Origin of the sequence: Rubricoccus marinus, assembly GCF_002257665.1 — a bacterium.
Taxonomy (GTDB): Bacteria; Bacteroidota; Rhodothermia; order Rhodothermales; family Rubricoccaceae; genus Rubricoccus; species Rubricoccus marinus.
The window spans coordinates 2,059,643-2,074,443 of record NZ_MQWB01000001.1; the positions used below are offsets into that span (position 1 = coordinate 2,059,643).

Annotated in this window: 13 protein-coding genes; 3 read left to right on the forward strand and 10 right to left on the reverse strand. The window is 69.5% G+C overall.

Annotated elements, in window-relative coordinates:
* Positions 1–2 precede the first annotated feature (2 nt).
* The 3 genes from BSZ36_RS08655 to BSZ36_RS08665 are packed head-to-tail and all read left to right on the forward strand — an operon-like array spanning position 3 to position 4,545.
* Entirely contained in the window at positions 3–1,649 is a 1,647-nt protein-coding gene (locus tag BSZ36_RS08655) for a DNA polymerase/3'-5' exonuclease PolX (RefSeq protein WP_094547932.1), read from the forward strand.
* Between the two features lie 50 nt (positions 1,650–1,699).
* Complete coding sequence (locus tag BSZ36_RS08660) at positions 1,700–3,637, forward strand: penicillin acylase family protein (protein ID WP_094547934.1); 1,938 nt, start codon at positions 1,700–1,702, stop codon at positions 3,635–3,637.
* The gene (locus BSZ36_RS08665) at positions 3,634–4,545 is read left to right on the forward strand and encodes a BadF/BadG/BcrA/BcrD ATPase family protein (protein WP_094547936.1); all 912 of its coding nucleotides are present in this window, start codon (positions 3,634–3,636) and stop codon (positions 4,543–4,545) included. The genes BSZ36_RS08660 and BSZ36_RS08665 overlap by 4 nt, the downstream gene beginning before the upstream one ends.
* A gap of 78 nt (positions 4,546–4,623) precedes the next feature.
* Here the strand turns inward: BSZ36_RS08665 and BSZ36_RS08670 are convergent, their stop codons facing one another.
* From BSZ36_RS08670 to BSZ36_RS08715, 10 genes are all read right to left on the reverse strand, one after another.
* Entirely contained in the window at positions 4,624–5,238 is a 615-nt protein-coding gene (locus BSZ36_RS08670) for a superoxide dismutase (RefSeq protein WP_094547938.1), read from the reverse strand.
* Positions 5,239–5,334: 96 nt separating this feature from the next.
* Positions 5,335–6,183: a purine-nucleoside phosphorylase gene (locus BSZ36_RS08675; RefSeq protein WP_094547940.1), complete on the reverse strand. Its 849-nt coding sequence runs from the start codon at positions 6,181–6,183 to the stop codon at positions 5,335–5,337.
* Positions 6,184–6,252: 69 nt separating this feature from the next.
* A complete protein-coding gene (locus tag BSZ36_RS08680) occupies positions 6,253–7,395 on the reverse strand; it encodes a DivIVA domain-containing protein (protein WP_094547942.1) in 1,143 nt (380 codons plus the stop codon).
* 113 nt (positions 7,396–7,508) lie between these two features.
* Entirely contained in the window at positions 7,509–8,213 is a 705-nt protein-coding gene (locus tag BSZ36_RS08685) for a YggS family pyridoxal phosphate-dependent enzyme (RefSeq protein WP_094547944.1), read from the reverse strand.
* Between the two features lie 62 nt (positions 8,214–8,275).
* Positions 8,276–9,976, reverse strand: a complete 1,701-nt coding sequence (locus BSZ36_RS08690; RefSeq protein ID WP_094547946.1) for a right-handed parallel beta-helix repeat-containing protein — start codon at positions 9,974–9,976, stop codon at positions 8,276–8,278.
* A gap of 44 nt (positions 9,977–10,020) precedes the next feature.
* Positions 10,021–10,668 carry a PIG-L deacetylase family protein gene (locus tag BSZ36_RS08695; RefSeq protein ID WP_094547948.1) on the reverse strand — a complete coding sequence of 216 codons (648 nt, stop codon included), beginning with the start codon at positions 10,666–10,668 and terminating at the stop codon, positions 10,021–10,023.
* Positions 10,669–11,529, reverse strand: coding sequence for a sugar phosphate nucleotidyltransferase (locus BSZ36_RS08700; protein ID WP_179271099.1), 861 nt, complete (start codon positions 11,527–11,529; stop codon positions 10,669–10,671).
* A complete protein-coding gene (locus BSZ36_RS08705; protein WP_094547950.1) occupies positions 11,526–12,998 on the reverse strand; it encodes a glutamate-1-semialdehyde 2,1-aminomutase in 1,473 nt (490 codons plus the stop codon). The genes BSZ36_RS08700 and BSZ36_RS08705 overlap by 4 nt, the downstream gene beginning before the upstream one ends.
* Complete coding sequence (locus BSZ36_RS08710; RefSeq protein WP_094547952.1) at positions 12,985–14,358, reverse strand: DUF4910 domain-containing protein; 1,374 nt, start codon at positions 14,356–14,358, stop codon at positions 12,985–12,987. Before BSZ36_RS08710 ends, BSZ36_RS08705 begins: the two co-directional genes overlap by 14 nt.
* 108 nt (positions 14,359–14,466) lie before the next feature.
* Positions 14,467–14,748, reverse strand: coding sequence for a DUF427 domain-containing protein (locus tag BSZ36_RS08715; RefSeq protein ID WP_094547954.1), 282 nt, complete (start codon positions 14,746–14,748; stop codon positions 14,467–14,469).
* Between the last annotated feature and the right edge of the window lie 53 nt (positions 14,749–14,801).

A 14,801-nucleotide genomic window follows, 5' to 3' on the forward strand; every position in this document is an offset into this window, starting at 1 on the left:
TCATGACGAACAAACTCATCGCCCGCCAGCTGCGCACCGCTGGCGAACTGCTCGAACTCACAGGCGGCAACGCGTTTCGCGCGCGGGCCTTCGCCTCCGCCTCCCGGACCGTGGACCGCATGGACGAGCCCGCCGCCCAGTACGACGTGCAGGAGCTGACGACCGTCCGCGGCATCGGCAAAGGCATCGCCGCCGATATCCGCGAGATCGTCGAGACCGGCACGCTTTCGCTCAACGAGTCGCTTTTGCAGAGCCTCCCGCCGGGCCTCCCCGAGGTGCTCCGCGTGAAGGGCCTCGGCCCCAAAAAGGTCCGCGCGATGTGGCAGGAACTGGACGTGGCCAGCCTGGAAGACCTAGAGCAGGCCGCGGCCTCTGGCGCGCTCGCCTCGCTCCCCGGCTTCGGCGCCAAAACCGTCCAGAACGTCCTCGCGAGCATCGAGCAACTCAAGGTGTACCGCGGCAAGTCCCACTACGCCAAGGCGCTTCCCGAGGCCGAAGCCGCCCGCGATGCGCTCCGAGCCGCAGGCCATCGCGCCGAAATCACGGGCGCCATCCGCCGCCAGTGCATCATCATCGACCGCGCCGAGATCGTGACCGACGCGTCGCCAGAGGCCGCCGCCGCTGCGCTGAGCGCGTACCGCGTGACCGACGGCATGGGCACGCTCCCCAACGGTCAGCCGCTCCACCTCCATACCGCCTCGCCAGAGGCCTTTGGAACCGTCCTCTGGCGCACGACCGGCAGCGAGGCCCACCTCGGCCTCTGGCGCGAGGCGTTCGGCGAGCCCGACGACGTGGCCGAGGAGTCCGAGATTTTCGAGGCCGCGGGCGTCGGGTTCATCCCGCCGCCGATCCGAGAGGGTACGTGGGAGGTGCAGGCCGCCAGAGGCGGGACGCTCCCCACGCTCGTGACGCTGGAGGATCTGCGCGGCACGCTCCACAACCACAGCACGTGGAGCGACGGCGCCGACACGCTCCACGAGATGGCGGAGGCAGCCCGCGCCAGAGGCCTCACGTATTACGGCATTGGCGATCACAGCCGAAGCCTGCACATCGCGCACGGCCTTTCACTAGAAGAGCTCGCGGCGCAGCAGAAAGAAGCCGCCGAGTTGAACGAGGCGTACGCCGCCAGAGGCGAGGACTTCCGCATCCTCACGGGCTCGGAGTGCGACATCCTCCAGGACGGCACGATGGACTTCCCGGACAGTGCCCTCGCGGAACTCGACGTCGTCGTGGCCAGCGTGCACATCAACCTTTCGATGACTGAGGCCGAGGCGACGGAGCGGATCCTCCGAGCCGTCGCGAACCCACACGTCGACATCCTGGGCCACGCTACCGGGCGGCTGCTTCTCCGCCGCGAGGGCTACCCCATCAACGTGGACGCGGTCCTGGACGCCTGCGCGGAGCACCATACCGCCATCGAGCTCAACGCCAACCCGTGGCGCCTGGACTTGGACTGGCAGCACCTCCGCGCGGCGCGCGAGCGGGGCATCCCGGTCTCCATCAACCCGGACGCCCACGTGACGGACGGGCTGGACGACACGCGCTGGGGCGTGGCGGCGGCGCAGAAGGCGGGGCTGGAAGCCGCCGACGTGCTCAACGCTCGCTCTCGCGAAGCGCTTCTGGAGTGGACCGGCGCCACGGTTTCCTGACGGCCTCGCTTCGCCTCACTGGCTAGCTTCCCTCTCCTTCCTCCGCCTTCGTGTCGCGCGTTTTTCTTTTCCTCGGCGTCGCCCTCCTCGGCGTTCTCCTCCTTGTCGGGGCGCTGGCGCTGCTCGCGTACGGGCCTGAGGCGCAGCGAGACGGAACGGTCGAGGTGGCCGGCCTGGACGCGGAATCGCGCGTGAGTTGGTCGCCCGACGCCGGGGTTGCGGTGGACGCCGATAGCGAGACGGCGCTCTGGACCGGGCTCGGATACGCCCACACCGCCGATTACGGATGGTCGGTGGCGCTCTGGCGCCAGGCGGCCCTGGGTTCGCTCTCCGCGTGGGTTGGAACCGAAGCGCTGGAGGTGGACCGGCACGCCCGCCAGCTCGGCTTCGGCGCGCTCGCGCGAGAGGCCTACGCTGCCCTTCCCGACGAGGACCGCGCGGCGGTCGATGCCTATGCCAGAGGCGTCCGCCTCGCGTTCGACGACGCCGCCGTAGCAGAGCGCGACGAGTTCGTGCGCCTGGGCGTTGACATCGCGTCGTGGGAGCCGTGGCACGCGCTTGCCATCGAGCGCATGGTGGCGTGGCTGGGCACCTCGCCCGAGGCGCGCGCCGCCGGAGCCTCTGGCGAAAGCACCGCGCAGCGGGACTTCGCGCATGCGGACTCCCTGTTCCGCGATGCCCTCGCGCTGGGCGGCCTGGAGCATGCACGGGCTTACACCGCGAACACCTCTGAGGGACTCACGCTGGTCTCGCACCAACCGTACGGCGCCTCCGCCCTTCCCCTGCTCGTCGGCGCGAGGCTGAGCCTGGGCGGGCGGGCTCGCACCGTCGGAACCGTCCCGGGCACGCTGATCCTGGCCTCTGGCGCAAACGCCTGGTCCGTCTTCCTCACCTCGGACGCCACGATCTCGCCCGACACGAGCGCCACGCCGCCACCCGTCTTTAGCCGCCTCGTGGACCGCGACGGCGACGAGCGCCTTATCGAGATCCTCCGCAACCGCCAGGGGCTCGTCCTCCGCGCGCCGACCAATGCGCCGCGCGACACGCTCGCCATCGACGCGGACAGCGGCCAGCCGGTCCTGGCCGAGCCGGAACTGGAAGACGCCGGCCTGAGGCTCCGCTGGACCGGCTTCCAGCCGGTCTCGGATGTGGGCGCGTTCCGCGCGCTTCTCGCTAGCCGCGCCCCCGCGTTCCGCCTGTTCCGCGGCGACGGCCTCACGGTCTCAGGCGGCCGCGCGAGCGTTCTAGGCTCGCCGGTCGTCTCCTCCCGGGATTCTGGCTGGACGTTCGCCGGCGCGCACCCCACGTCGGCCCTTGCAGCGCCGCGGCTCGCCACACTCGCCGAGCAGCGCCCGGCGCTCTCGCCAGAGGCCTTCGCGACAGACCTCGGCAGTCCCTGGGCTGCTCTCGACGCGCGGCGCCTCGTGCGCGCGCTCGGCAACCGCGACTCGCTGAGCCTCGATCTCCAAGACGCCTACGCGTTCCTACGCGGCTGGGACGGCCAGTACACGCCAGAGGCCGTCGCCCCCACCATCGCGGAGGCGTGGATCGACGCGCAGCGAAAGGTCTTCGGCCGCGACGCCGACCTCCGCCAGCGGGCGGACTCCATCCTCATCAAGCAGACGCTGCGCCTCGGCCTCGCCACGCTGCGGGACTCGCTCGGCCCACGTGCGGGCACCTGGAACTGGGACCGCCTCGTCGGCGACCTCCGGTACCCCATCCTCGGCAGTTCCACCGGGACGTACGCGCCTCTGGCGTCACGGACCGGCGGGCATCCCAGCGCGCTCGTGCCTGCCGGGTCGCTCGTGCTGGAAGGCCCGCCCGGACCCGCCGTGTTCTCTATGTGGGCCTCTGGCGACGATGTCGTCACGCTTCGCCCCTCGGTCAGCCGCGGCGCTCCGCGCGATGGCCGGGACCCCGTTTTGCGCCGCCTCTGGCGTCGGTCTTCGCCAGAGGCCCCCGTTCTCCGGCTCGTTCCCGCTCGATGATGACTGCTGATCCTTCTCTCGTTATCGGCCTCGACGCCGGTGGCACCAAAACGGCGGCCCACGCGCGCCTGGGCTCTCGCGAGTTCACGCTCACCGGGCCGGGAACGAACGTCCTCCGCGACGGGACGGACGCGGCGGCCCGCACCCTCGCGGAAATCGTCCGCGAAGCCTCTGGCGAAGCCGGGGGCGCCGCCGTCTCGTCGGTCTGTGCCGGCGTGGCCGGAGCCGGGCGCGAGCCCGAGCGGTCGCAGTTGGAGTTCTCCCTGGCGGCTTCGCTGGGGACCGACGTCACCGTTCGCGTGGTCCACGACGCGCACATCGCCCTGGACGCGGCGTGGGAAGGCGGCAGCGGCGCTGTGCTCGTCGTCGGGACCGGTTCGGTGCTGTTCGGGCGTACCGAAGAAGGCGAGATGGTCCGCGCCGGGGGCTGGGGCTCGCGCCTGGGCGACGACGGGAGCGGGACCGCGCTTGGCCGCGCCGCCGTTCGCGCCACGCTTGCGGCGTTCGACGGGGGCCCTCCCACCGCGCTAACCGAACGGTTCGCCGAAAGCGAAGACCTCCATTCCGCCGCCGACGTGGTCCATGTCGTCTACGAAGCCAACAGGCCTCTGGCGTCGTTCGCGCCCGTTCTGCTGGCGGCGTGCGAGGCCGGCGACTGGGTGGCCGAGCAGGCGCTTATGCGCGAGACCAACGCACTCGGGCAACAGGCCGGGTGGCTCGCGACGCGCGTGGCGGATACGCTCACGCACCGCCTCGCGCTTGTAGGCGGCCTCTCCGGCGAGCCCGTCTACCGTGCGGCGCTTACCAGCGCGCTGGACCGCCACCTACCTGGCTGGGCCATCGAGGCCGATCCGCCGCCGCCCGTCCGCGGCGCGCTCTGGATGGCCGAAGCGCTCGTCGCCGCCTAGCCGGCGCACAAAAAAGGGCGGCCTCTGGAGAGACCGCCCAATGCGTCGCGCGCGCCTCTGGCGCCAGAGGCCGGCGAGCTACTGCGCGTTGTAGCTGCGGTAGCGGCGGTCGGCTTCGTCCCAGTTGACGACGTTCCACCACGCCGAGACGTAGTCGGGGCGCTTGTTCTGGTACTTGAGGTAGTACGCGTGCTCCCACACGTCGAGGCCGATGATCGGCTTGGCGCCGTGCATCACCGGGTTGTTCTGGTTCGCATGTCCGTGGACCTGGAGCGAGCCATCGGAGGCGAGTTCGAGCCACGCCCAGCCGGAGCCGAACTGGCCCTTAGCGGCCTCGGAGAACTTCTCCTTGAAGGCGTCGAACGAGCCAAAGGCCTCGTCGATGGCCTTCGCGAGGTCGCCGGTTGGCTCGCCGCCACCACTCGGGCTCATCGTGGTCCAGAAGATGCCGTGGTTGAGAAAGCCGCCGCCGTTGTTGCGGACCGCGGTCTGCTTGTCCTCGGGAAGCGCGTCGAGGTTGGCGAGGGTCTCTTCGATGGGCTGATCGGCCCACTCGGTGCCTTCCAGCGCCGCGTTCAGCTTGGTGGTGTAGCCCGCGTGGTGCTTGCCGTGGTGAATCCGCATCGTCTGCTCGTCGATGTGGGGTTCCAGGGCGTCGTAGCTGTAGGGGAGGTCGGGAAGCTCGAAAGCCATAGGGAGAGGGGTTGGAGATGAGGTCCCTGTCCTACTTCCTCCCTCGCGAGGCGTTTCACGCCGGGCGCATTCAGGGGCGCCAGAGGCCAACGCGCTTTACTCGGCGCCGATCTTCTCCACCACGTCGCCGATGAGCTGCGTGAGCCGGGGCTCCGCTTCGCCAGCGGCCTTGAGCACGTCCGCGATGCTGACCGGCTCCAGGGCGTCCGGGAAGCACTCGTCGGTGATGACCGAGATCGCCATGCAGCGGAGCCCCATGTGCTTCGCGACGATGACCTCTGGGACCGTGCTCATGCCGACAGCGTCGGCGCCGATCGTGCGGAGAAAACGGTACTCGGCGCGGGTTTCCAGGTTCGGCCCCTCCACGGCGACGTACACGCCTTGCTGAAGCCGGATGCCCCTAGCGAGAGCGGCGGCCTCCGCCATGTCGCGCAGGTCAAGGTCGTACGGCTCGCTCATGTCCGGGAAGCGCGGGCCCCACGTGTCCACATTCGGGCCCGTCAGCGGATTGACGCCCTGCAGGTTGATGTGGTCGGTCAGCAGCATCAGGTCGGCGCGGCGATAGAGCGGGTTCATGCCGCCGGCCGCGTTCGAGATCAGCAGAGTGTCCACGCCCAGCTCTTTGAGGATGCGGACCGGCCGCGTGATCTCGTGCGCGCTGTAGCCTTCGTACAGGTGGAACCGGCCCTGCATCGCGAGAACCGGGACGCCGCGCAGCGTGCCCGCCAGGAGCTTGCCGTGATGGCTCTCCACCGTCGAAACCGGCATATCTGGAATCTCCTCGTAGCCGATGCTGTGGCTCACCTCGATCTCCTCCGCCAACCGGCCCAGGCCGGTCCCCAGAATCAGGCCGATGCGCGCGGAGTGATCACCGAGCGTCTGGCGCAGGGACTCGGTAGCGGTGTGGACGGGGCGGGTGAGATCGTCGGAGGAGAGCACAGACATGCGGGATAAGCGGGAAACAGAGCGAGCCCCTGTCGCCAGAGGCTCGCGAGGCAGGCGGAGAGGGCCGGCTCAGTCGAGGTCGTCGAGGATGCGGCGGATCTTGTCGCGCTCGGCTTGGGAGCCGGAGGCCGTCGCGTCGCTCTCGCCGGTCACGAGCGAGCGGAGGCTCCACCCGTTGGGGGCGTCGCTGGAGGTAGGCGCCTCTGGCGCGTCGGAGCCCGAGGTGGGCGGGAACGACGCAACGGGCGAGGACCAGCCGGGAGCCGCGGGCGGCGTCGAGAGGTCGGGGCCGGGCGCGGGCGGCGGGCTGTCGTCGCCAGAGGCAGGATCGGCCGGTGTGATACCCCACGGGTTCGGCGGGGGTACGGCCGTTTCGGTGTCGGGCCACGGGCTGCTCGGGACCGACGGCTTGGGCGTGGTCTCCTCCACGTCCTCGGGCGCGCCGCCCGACATCGCGATAGTCGCCTCGTCGGCGGCGTCGAACTCGGAGAGGTCCACGGTGGTCGGCTCCTCGGCGTCCTCCACGTCGAAGCCGGCATCGAAGTCGAAGTCGTCGGCGCCAGAGGCGAAGTCGCTGGGGTAGTCGGCCTCTGGCGAGGCGTCGTCGTCCTGATCTGGCTGCGCAGACGTCGGGGGAGTTGCGGGCTCATCGTCCCCGATGGCTGCCGCGAGTCGGTGCGAGTCGATGGGCGCCTCCAGGCTGCGCTCGCTCTGGGAGCGCTCGGGCGCCACGAGCTTTATAAAGCCGACGGGGTCCTCGCCCTGGAACTGCGCCAGGATCTCCAGCTCCGACATTAGGAAGCCACGCAGCCGCGCCGCCACTTCGGTCTGCCGGTTGGTCAACGTCGCGAGGTCTTGCCGGAGCCCGTAGCGCTCGTTTTCGGCTTCCTGGATAATGCGTTGCGCGCGGAGCTCAGCCTCTTCCACGATCAGCCGGGCCTTGCGGTCGGCGGATTCCTCGGTCCGGCGAGCGGTGTCGCGAGCGGTCTCCAAGGCCTCCTGCAGGGCCAATTCCACCTTTTCGTAGTGTTGGAGCTTGCCCTCCAGTTCCTCGACCTTCTCCTCGGCGTGGCGCCGGTCGTCCAGGACGGACTCCCACCGCTCGGCAAGCGAGGCGAGGTGCTGGTCCACGTCCTGGGTGTCGTAACCACCCCCAAAGCTCTTCTTCTTGAACGAGTTCTTGAGGTTGCGGATGTCGCGAGGCGAAAGCATGGCGAAAGGCTTCTGTTGACGACGAAACCATCGGGCACGGGCACGGCCGGATGGGTACCGAGTGAGGCGGGACCGGTGGAGGACAAGCTACGGTAGGCGCAGGCGCGCTGGGCTCAGCCTCTGGCGCCGAAGAGAACGCGGCCTAACCGGACGTGCGTGGCGCCCTCCTCGATGGCCGTTTCGAAGTCGCCGCTCATGCCCATCGAGAGCAGCGGTGCCTCGCGCCAGAGGCCGGTTTCTGCGAGGTGCCGCAGGCGCGCAAACTGGGGCCGCACGATCCGGTCCAGGTCCTCTGGCGCGGCGGGCTCGGCCATCCCCATCAGGCCGCACACGTTGAGCGACTCGAATGCCTGAGCGCGCTCCAGCAGTTCGGGCAACGCCTCAGGCGCGACGCCGTGCTTGGAGTCCTCGCCCGAGATGTTGACCTGCACGAGGCAGCGGAGCACGCGGCCCGCGCCAGAGGCGCGCTTGTTGAGTTCTTTCGCGAGGCGGGGGCTGTCGAGCGCGTGGAAGAGGTCGGCGCGCTCGGCCACGTCGCGGGCCTTGTTGCGCTGCAGGCTGCCGATAAAGTGCCACGTCGGCGCACCGCCCGAGGCGTCCGCTAGCGCATCGGCCTTTTCGACCAACTCCCCTACGCGGTTCTCGCCGAGATCCGTAAGGCCGGCGCCGAGCGCGTCGCGAAGCACGTCCAGGCCGTGCGTTTTGGTGACGGCGATAAGCGTCACCTCGCTGGGATCGCGTCCAGCGCGGGCGCAGGCGTCCCCGATCCGGTCACGGATGAAGGCGAGGCGGTCAGAAAGCGTGTGGGGATCGGACATGCCGCAAGTTCGCCTCGCGCTCCGTCGTGGTTCCCAACCGCCGCGGCCTCTGGCGCCAGAGGCTACAGGCCGACCGCCTCTGGCGCGGCGCCCGACGACTCCGCCCACCGTGCGGGGGCTTCGCGTGCGCCTGCAGCCGGGAGCGCCAGAGGGGTAACGGCCACGCGCGCCTCGCCCAACGCGCTCCCATCGTCGCGTACCCATCGCCGCCAGTCGGCAAGGTCCGAGCCGCGGTAGTCGCCTCTGGCGGTCGGGTGCACGAAAAACGTGGCGCGCAACACGGGGTCGCCAGAGGCCACACGCCCGATCGCGTTGGCGGCGAAGCGGTAGGAGCGCACGTTCGCGGCGTCCAGGCCCTCGGTGGAGATCTCGCGGGCTTCCACGTCGCCTCGGGTGAGGTTGCCACGGACCACGTTGCCGATCACCCACGTGTCGCCGTCGGGCGCGCGGCGGAGCGGGTCCAAGCGGAGCCAGATGCCGCTTCCCTCGTTGCCTGTGATCGAGTTGTGGAGCAGCACGTTGTGGCTCGCGGCCTGGCTCAGAATGCCAGTCCCGGTCCACACGCTCCATCGCGTACCGCGAACGACGTTGTGCTGCACGAGCGTGCGGACCGTCTCGAACTCTAGCATGATGCCCGCACCCAGATCTCCCGTAGAGGTGCTCGCCTCGACGGTGTTGTCGGCGTTGTCGATATCGAGCCAGATGCCGGGGCCGTCGTTGTCGCGAGAGGTGTGGCGGCGGATAACTGTGCCGCGCGTGCGCGTCCACTTGCCGCCCCCAGCCTCCCAGAACATGTCGTAGCCCTTCCAGTTGTTGCCGACCGCCTGGGTGTCCACCCAAAGGCAGTTCGTGCACGAGGCGCCCCACCCCATCTGGCCGTTGTAATCGGCGGTGGAGCGGCGGAACACGTGGTCTACGCCGGAGCCGTCGATCCCGCGCCCGTTGGTCCACTCCACCCGCACCCGGTCCATGATGGAGCCGCGGCTGCCAGCACACACGGCGCCCTTCTGCGCGAGGTTGGAGGCGTGCCGGAACGTGAGGCCCTGAAGGTGGAAGTACCCGGGCGTCGTCGAATCGCCGCACTCCACGTACGGGTCGGCACCCGTCGGCCAGAACAGACGCGAGCGCGTCGCGATCTCCACGCCTGAGGCCTCTGGCGCGCGCCCTGCTGGAAAGCGCGCGACGATCGCGACAGGAGCCTCGGGCGGGCCTTCGGCCCAGAACGTGCCGGCTGGGATGTCGTCCCGGGATGACGCAGGACGAAGCACCTCGCCAGAGGCCACGACCAGTTCGCGGCGGAACACACGGCTTTCGTTGTAGCTCGGCAGGCCCGGCCCTGTCCACGCGCGTCGCCAGAGGCCGCCTCCGAGGTCCGCCCACCCGTCGGCCGATGGATCGGCGCCAGTGACGACGACCGTCTCGCCTCTGGCGGCGCGGAACGTGATGCGGGCGCCGCGGCGTCCGCCCTCGCGCGGCTCAATACTCTCGCGATATACGCCCTCGTGGATCTCCACCGTATCGCCCGGCGCGAGAGTGCCCGGAACGGTCGCACGCGAGATCGTGAGCCACGGCAGGTCCGCCGACCCGGGGTTGCGGTCGCTGGCACGCGGGTGCGCCTGATCCACGACGAACACCCGCCCGGAAACCTCGGCCTGAGGCGCCGTGGGTTCCGCGCTGAACGACGCCGACCGGATGATCTGGACGGGCTCGGGTTCCCCGCAGCCGCCGAGCATCGCAATCAGCAGGAACGCGACGAGAGCCACCAGTTTCTGGCGCCAGAGGCTCCGGGCTGTTCGTGTAGCTCGCGTTACCACGCGAGTTTGCGGCACGTGAACGCCTCCGCCCACCGGCACCCAGCCTCGATCCCGCGCAGGCGAAGCGTCGCGCGGAACGTGTCGGCGTCGTACCAGCCTTTGGACTGTTGCGAGGGAAAGTGCGACATCAAGTGCGCCACCTTCGCTTCTGCCTGAACGTCAGACAACCGAACAAATGCGTTGGGGCGCAACGTGTCGCCGTCCCATTTGGGGATCTCTACTTCTGTGATGGTCGCCCCCCGGAATGTTTGCCAAGCCAGTTCAGCCGTAAGCCGATGATCCTGATGCCGGTCGAACAACCCCGTGGTCAGGACAAGATGCGGCTTGACGGCGCCGAGCCTCGCCTGCGCCCATTCCTTGACCTCGGTTAGCGACGCGGGCAGGTGCCCGTCGCGGAACCGGCCGTTCTCGATCGTCACGCCAGAGGCGTCCTTGAGCAAAGCCTGCGCGCTCTCGGCGGCCTCGCGGTCACGGAGTTCGTTGCCCGTCAGCACGGCCCACGTCACTTCGGTTCGCGGCCGTTCAGCCAGGAGCCGCATCACGGTCCCCCCCGCCCCGATCTCGATGTCGTCGGCGTGGGCGCCGAGAGCGAGGAGGCGGAGCGGCTCGTCGCGACCGAGTCCGGGGGCGAGGTCGAACATCTAAGCCTCTGGCGCGGGGATGGGCGCCTGTGGCGCGGCGCCAGAGGCGGACACTGCGGGAGACGCGCCATCGCCGGTGTAGGGCGGGTCGTGGCTCCAGACCTCCCACGGGGCGCCGCCTCCACTGTGGATGTCTTCGAGGAGCTGCTTTTCCTTGAACGTGTCCATGCAGGCCCAGAAGCCGTTGTGCATGAACGTGCCCAGCTCCCCAGCAGCCGTCATGCGGTGCGCGGGGTCGCCCATCAAGTCGTCGCCGGGCTGCATGTAGTCGAAGACGCGCTCGTTGAGCACGAAAAACCCGCCGTTGATGCGGAGCCCGATCTCGGTCACGTGCTCGATTCCCAGCACGTTGCCGTCGGCGTCACTGCGGACGACGTGGCTGGTGTAGTTGGGCTGCACGCCCAAAAACGTGGCGGCGCGGCCGCTCGCCTTCGCGAAGTCGATCATCTCGCCCAGCGGCGCCGAGGTCACGCCGTCGGCGTAGTTGGCGAGAAACCACTCCTCCCCTTTCAGGAACGGGCGCACAGCTTGCAGCCGCTCGCCGACGTTGGACTTCATGCCGGTGTCCACGAACGTGATGCGCCAGTCGTGGATGTCGGATTGGAGCAGGTCCACCTTGCCGCCGGCCTCCATCACGAAGTCGTTGCTCACCGTCTCGTCGTAGTCCACGAAGTAGCGCTTGATGTGGTCGGCGCCGTGGCCCAGGCAGAGGATGAAGTCCTTATGCCCGTAGTGGGCGTAGTACTTCATCACGTGCCAGAGGATCGGTCGGTAGCCGATGCAGACCATCGGTTTGGGCAGCGGACCGGAGTGGTCGCGGATGCGCATGCCTTCACCGCCGCAGAAGAGGACGACTTTCATGAGTGCGTGGGTGTCGAGTCGGAAACGGGCGTCGGAGGGGCAGGCGTGCCTGGTGTGGGGGCGCCAGCGCCAGAGGCCGGGTGTTCGGCGCCAGGGGCCTCTGGCGCGATCGGGGACGGCGCGCCGGAGGTCCAGACCGTGCCGACTCTCTTTCTGAAAACGGGCTGGACCGGGCGGCCGACGAGGAAACCGTCAACGGAGCCGGCGTCGAGGGCTTGAGCGTAGGGCACGAGCGCTTCGGCCACGATCTCGACCGTGCGATCGATGGCGCTGTCGGTGTGGGCGGTGGAGACCACGAAGCTGGGCGCCAGAAGCCCGCGCCGGATGCACTCCTGGAGGAACAGCGTTCGGAACGGTTGGCTGCCTTCGCCCGCTCCATCGCGGGTGTAGAAGACGAGGTTGCAGTCGCGCCCGGCGGTCCCGAAGTGGCCCTGCAGCTTCATGTGGTCCACGACCTGAGCCACGCCTTCGCGCAGACGCGCGCCCTGGCGGTGAAGCTGGCCCGCCACGTCTTCGTCGCGGCAGATGCGGAGCGTCTCGATGGCCGCACCCAGCGCGACGGTCTCGGCGCCGTGCGTGGCGGAGAGCAGGAACACGCGGTCGCCAGAGGCCTGGAAGCCGCCCAGGTCCATGATCTCGGCGCGGCCGACAAGCGCCGAGGCGGAGAAGCCGTTGGCGAGCGCCTTGCCGAACGTCGCGAGGTCGGGCTGCACGTCGAACAGGCACCCGGCGCCTCTGGCGTGCCAGCGGAAGCCCGTGATCATCTCGTCGAGCACGAACACGGCGCCTTCGCGGGAACAGACCTCGCGAACCTCACGGAGGTACGCCGTCGGGTCCAATTCGTCGCGCGTGGCCTCCATGATCACGCAAGCGATCTGGCCAGGGTGCGCGTCGAAAAGCGCCTGGAGGGCGCTGGCGTCTCCATAGGGGAACGAGACCGTGAGGTCTTTCACGGCCTGCGGAATCCCCGCGTCCATGGGCGTGGTGCCGATAAACCAGTCGTCTTGCGAGAGGAACGGGTGCGCGTCACAGACCGCGACGAGGTCTCGGCCTGTGGCCGCTCGCGCGAGCTTAACCGCGGCGGTCGTCGCCGAGGATCCGTCCTTGCAGAACTTGACGCGCTCGGCACTCGGGATCAGGTCGGCCAGGATCTCCGCAGCCTCCAGTTCGATAGCGGCCGGGCGCGTAAAGTTGAGGCCGTCGTCCATCGCGCGGCGGGCCGCTTTATTGACGCGCGGCTCGGCGTGGCCCAGCGTGACGGCGCGCAGGCCCATGCCGTACTCGATGTACTCGTTGCCGTCCACGTCCCACACGCGGCAGCCCTCGCCTCTGGCGACCACGACCGGCATGTGCTCAGGCATCTGGTCGTCGCCTTTGGCATACGTGTGCGCGCCACCCGGGATGAGGGCGTGGGCGCGGACTTGATGCGCGCGCGAGCGGGTGTAGCGGCGGAGGTCAGGAGGCGTCATCGGCGCCAGAGGCGGGGTCGTGGGGAGCGGGCGCGAGAAGGTGCGCCGCTAGGAGCCGGTCGGCGGCTTCGCGGACGGCGGCGAACGGCAGGCCGCTCTTGGCGGTCACGTCCAGAAGGTCGTGGTAGCCGTCCGAGAGATTGAGTAGCCACAGGGCGGCACGCTGGGCCTCTGGCGCGAGCGCTTTGCCACCGACGGGGTCGTAGAGGCCGTAGCGGCCCAGCATGGGCTCGCCGTAGGGGCGCGTCGCGAGGTAGCGCTCATTGCCGTCGAGCGCGTGGATAATGGCGAGAACGGCGTCGAGCGAGCCTTCGAGGGACTCCGGCGTGAGCAACGAGAGGTCGTCGGCGGAGGTGTGGTACTCGGGGTACTCGCCGTGCGGCGTGCGCGTGAGGCGCCCGACCGGGAGGTTGAAGCCAGGGCTGTTGAACTGCCGCTCGTCGTAGCCGAACGGTTCAAACGGGCGAATCTCCGCATCAGGCAGCACGGCCTCGACGGCGCGGTCCACCGCCAGAGGCTCGCCGAGCGTGCCCGCGCGCGTGCGCTTGTACACGAAGTCACCGCGGTCGCCGAGGTTGGCGAGCACGAGCCCGGCCGCGACGGTTTTGCGCGCGCTGGGGTTGGCCGCCAGCCACGCCAGCGCGCCGACCGTTCCCGGCCCAAAGATGAACCGGATGGAGTGCCGCAGCCCGTCGGCTTGCGCGAGCGCTTCGGCGGCGAATGTGGCGACGGCGAGCGCGCTCGCGTTGTCGTTGGCGAGCGCCGGGTGGCAGGCGTGCGCCGAGACCAGGATCTCCCGGTCGCTTCGCCCTTCGATGCGGCACTCGGCGATGCTCATCGCGCCGTCCGTGAGGCGCGAGTCGATAAACACGTCCACCTCGCCGTCTGGGCCGATCTCGGCTTCGAGGGCGTCCAGCGTCCTCTGGCGCAGGCAGAAGCCCCAGTCGTCGGTCCAGTACGCGGTGCGGTACGGGATCCAGTCGGGGCGCTCGGGGATCGTGTGGAGGTGCGGCTTGAGTTCCGCCAGAGGCATCCGCGCCTGACGCGGCCCGGAGTACTGGACCAGATGGAGCGGGTTGTCCGCCCAATCCACGACGCAGCGTCCGTCCGGCAAGCTGAGGCGCGCGGTGTGGACCTGCCACTCGGCGGGAGCCTCCCAGTCCAGAATGGGCGTGCCGCTGAACACCTCCCGGATCTGGAGCGGTACGCGCTCGCCGATGGCGTCCAGCGTTTGGCGCAGGCCCTCGCCGGTGAGGGAGCGCCGGTGCGGCAGGATCTCGCGCACGAACGACAGGAGCGCGTCGCCGCGCTTCTGGTCCCGGACGGGAGCAGGCAGAGTGTAGATGCGGGGCCCGTTCATGTCCGCAGTATCGGCTCCCCCCCGCCGGGTCTCAAGTGGAGATCGCACGCCGCGCCTCTGGCGCCGCCGCAAGCGGTTGCGCGCCAGAGGCTTTCACCGCCTCTGGCGTCAGGCCGTCACGTCGACGCCCTTCCAGAAGGCGACGTGGTCCTTGATCTCGGACGCGGCCTCTTTCGGCTCGGGGTAGTACCACGCCGCGTTCTCGTTGCGCTGCCCGTCTACGAGCAGGCTCTTGTAGCTCGCGACGCCCTTCCAGGGGCACGTCGTCTGGTGGTCGCTCGGGTGGAAGTACTCCTCGTTCAGCGACTGCGGGGGGAAGTAGTGGTTGCCTTCGACGACGACGGTTTCGTCGCTCTCTGCGAGCGTGACTCCGTTCCAGGTGGCTTTCATGGGACTGGGGACTGGGGACTGGGGACTGGAAGATCGGCGGCGCGTGCTTCAGG